Consider the following 3,358-nt stretch of genomic DNA (forward strand, 5'->3'; position numbering starts at 1 on the left):
ATCCTCTCATGATTAAACCCTTTCCGTGTACGATAGCTGTATCGACTGAACCAGTTTTTCTGCTTCTCGTTTTTCTTTTAACTTTTCAGAACGACTATTTAAGACACCAGTTTTTAAAAGCTCTAATTGCTCATTCCAATCCCCATTTTCCAATTCAGGAAGAAGTAATTTGAGTGTGTGGGCGAACTGGTACTCTTTTTCATATTGATAGGTTTCGTGAACATTTTGAACAAATTCTTGGCCTTTTTCATCGTTATTTACGGCAAGAATACTTTCTACTTTTGGCGCTTTAGTCAGCTCTTGTAATAGAGCTTTTACCTCCCAAAATGTATCTTCTTTCAAACCAGAAAGAGATAAAAACCAAGTATTGATAGGCAAAGATTCTTTTTGTAATTCCATCAATGAAGCGGATTCGATGGGGCCTTCTGTCACAAATAAAGTCAACGGAACACTATAGGCTACGTTCACTCCAAACAAAAAGCCACGCTTGCTCATGGAGTTTTCGCCCATGCCTTTAAAATATTTACGGTCTAATTTCAATTTTCCTTTATCATTGAGTGAGACTCGTTTATCAAGAGACCGTGCATACGTTCCTTGTATATCACACCCTACAATGTTTCCAGTTTTTCCGATTCCTATATCAATATGCTTGAATAATAGGTTATTTTTGTTATCAGTAGAAACGAGATTTAACTTTTCTAAATAGCCGATTGTTTCATCCGACAGGTAACGGGACCGTAAATACTCACGGCCTTTTTGGCTAAGCACATTCGTATCATAATTTCCCATAGTTGATAAATGGGTAAGCGTAAATGGCTCTAGTTTGTTTTCTAAGACGTTTTTATTGGTGACCGATCGATTCGTCGACCAATCCATTACACGCTGTGTCCGTTGAAACTGTAAAAGATCTTCTACAGTTGTTTCAAAGGATTCATTAAAAAAAGCCATTGAGAATTCAATGGCATTATTCCAAGACGTTAGATTTTGTGAATACCAGTTAAGTACACCGGTCTTTATATTGGCTCGTAAACTATCATGTTCCCTATGTTCGACGAATTTTGAGGACACTTGCCTAAACGGTTCTCCTCGTTCAAGCATATAAGAAAGCATATTGGTCTTACGTGCATAATTCAATTGCTTTTCCGTATAAACTTTTATTTGGCTCACTTAGATCACTCCAATCCTACTTAAACGAACAGCTGCAATAACAGATAAAGAAAAAAGACAAAGACCACAATGAGATACAGGGTCTTTGTCTTCGTTGTTTGGATCTTTTCGCCTGGTTTACCAATGATGATCCGTCTTGTCAGCTTTTTCGTCTTCTGCCAATGTCTAGCTCGCTTCTCTTTCTTCAGTGCTTTCTTCTCATTTTTGTTCTTCATTATAGACCTCCATCAAAGATTGCTTTCTCATGTTCGGTTAGGTCGTAGCGAAACTTAATATTCGTAGATCCCTTAATATTTAACAGAATATCCCGTTCTTCGAACCTAAAAATCTCTGCTAATTCATAATTGCTTAATTGCTTCCCAAAGACTTTTTTCATTAATTCTTCTGAAGAACTATCTTGTTGCAATAAAAACCGATAAGTAGTCAATTTGAACAGATTCATCACCGCTTTAGAGATTTCCCCCATCTTTCCGTCCGTATAATCCGGAAAAGCATCCGCAATATCATGCAAGATAAATGTTTGCCCAATCAATAATTTACGCGCTTCACGGTTATAGCGGTCTAATTCATTTAATAGCGTCAAATTTTCCGTTCGAATTGGATTATGGAACTCATCAGAAGTAATATTCGTGTAGATCAACTCATCTACTCGTTTTTGTTTCCGGTCAAAGAGATACTTTTCTCGCTGTCCTACACGTACCGCTTCACTGAAAGCGGCAGTATAGAGGTTGTAATACTGCGCATTGTAAGTGGCTCGATCCGATTTGATCAAGTTTTGCATATCAAACGTCACTAACTGCCGGTAACTAAAATCAAATTCTGATCGTTGATTAAAGATATTTCCTGCGTTATCAATAAAAGATTCCAGTTGCGATACCAATTGATACAAGCTTTTTTTTCGGAATTCTTCCACTTCACTTGCTTGTTCTTTCTTCGCAAAAGCTAAAATATCCGAATAGATTGGATACTGTTCGGGATCATATTGAGTAATTTTTGATAAATCAAGGTTGTGATCTTCCATATACTTGGCATAGGCTTTGGGAAATAACTTTTTCGCCTCCACCATCACTGGATCATCACTCTTTATTTCGTTGTTCAAGGCAAAAATCAAGCGCATTTTCGTTAGATTGGTCAAATAGGACTGTTGTTCTTTCGTTTTCTTTGTTTTTGCGTCCACATCTGAAGCGTAAATCTGACAAGGATTTAACCGCGCTTCTGCGCCATCTAAATGGATTCCCCCCAGGTATTCCGTCAAACGCTTGGTTTCATCAGACATATAAAAACCAAAATGATTATTGCCATATTCCACAAATTGTTTCGCTAGTTTCTTGGAAACCGTCGTTTTCCCAAACCCCTGACTCCCAATGATCATCATGCTATAGGATTTTCTCTGATGATCCTTATGGGTAGGTGAAAGACAAATAATTCCGGATCCATAAAGCGGATAACCAGAATAAGGAGCGTCTGGATCGATATGATTCGTGAAATGGAACGGATAACTGCCGGCAAGCGCAGACCCTTTGATCTCTTTGCCTTTTCTTCGAATGAGTTTTCTACCTTGCGCAAATGAAACAAAGGAAGCTTTAAATTGGCGTTCTTGTTCGTCTAAGAAGCAAGACGCCTGAAATTGGCGTTTCCCTAATTGCCTATGCACTTCTTTTTCCTTTTCATTCAGTTTCTCTATTGATTCTGCACTGAGGATATATCGGACATGAATTTCTTTTAGCACCTCTTGTCCTTCAAGAATCTGTTCAACCGTTTGATCTAATTTGTAGTATTCGTTCTTCGCCTTTTTCTTCGATATTCTGGATTTTGACGTGACGACTTGATCTTCGTATTCTTCCAAGGAATTATTCAGATTTTTCTCTACCAAAGGATTCGTTACGTCGATTGATCGCATGTCTAGCGTTGTCACCGCATTCTTCATATTGAAAATATGTTGCCCCCAAAAATTCGGATTATTTTTCGGCCGATAAACGAGTAGATTCAATACACGAATAAACCCATTACCGATTTGTAATTCCGTTGGAGAATAAGGTCTTAATCCCCCGAGTGGTTGAATCTGCCCGATAAATAGTGGATCGTATCCTTTTTTATCCACGATTTTTTGGACATCCGGTCTTCTTCCGGTTTCATCTGTATCCTGGTAAGGAACGCCAATAGGGATCGTTGATAAAGGATTATACAATCT

At 38.1% G+C, this 3,358-nt stretch carries 3 protein-coding genes; all 3 read right to left on the reverse strand.

Annotated elements, in window-relative coordinates:
• Positions 1 to 12: 12 nt before the first annotated feature.
• Complete coding sequence (locus tag IGI96_RS19615) at positions 13 to 1,167, reverse strand: toprim domain-containing protein (protein ID WP_438785703.1); 1,155 nt, start codon at positions 1,165 to 1,167, stop codon at positions 13 to 15.
• Positions 1,168 to 1,187: 20 nt separating this feature from the next.
• Positions 1,188 to 1,382 (reverse strand): hypothetical protein, encoded by a 195-nt coding sequence (locus IGI96_RS19620; RefSeq protein ID WP_438785527.1) that lies wholly within the window; start codon positions 1,380 to 1,382, stop codon positions 1,188 to 1,190.
• Positions 1,382 to 3,358: trse protein (locus tag IGI96_RS19625; protein ID WP_438785704.1), on the reverse strand; the 1,977-nt coding region annotated here is incomplete at its 5' end. The genes IGI96_RS19620 and IGI96_RS19625, both read right to left, overlap by 1 nt.

The sequence above is a fragment of the Enterococcus sp. DIV0421 genome (genome assembly GCF_051713745.1).
Taxonomy (GTDB): domain Bacteria; phylum Bacillota; class Bacilli; order Lactobacillales; family Enterococcaceae; genus Enterococcus_D; species Enterococcus_D casseliflavus.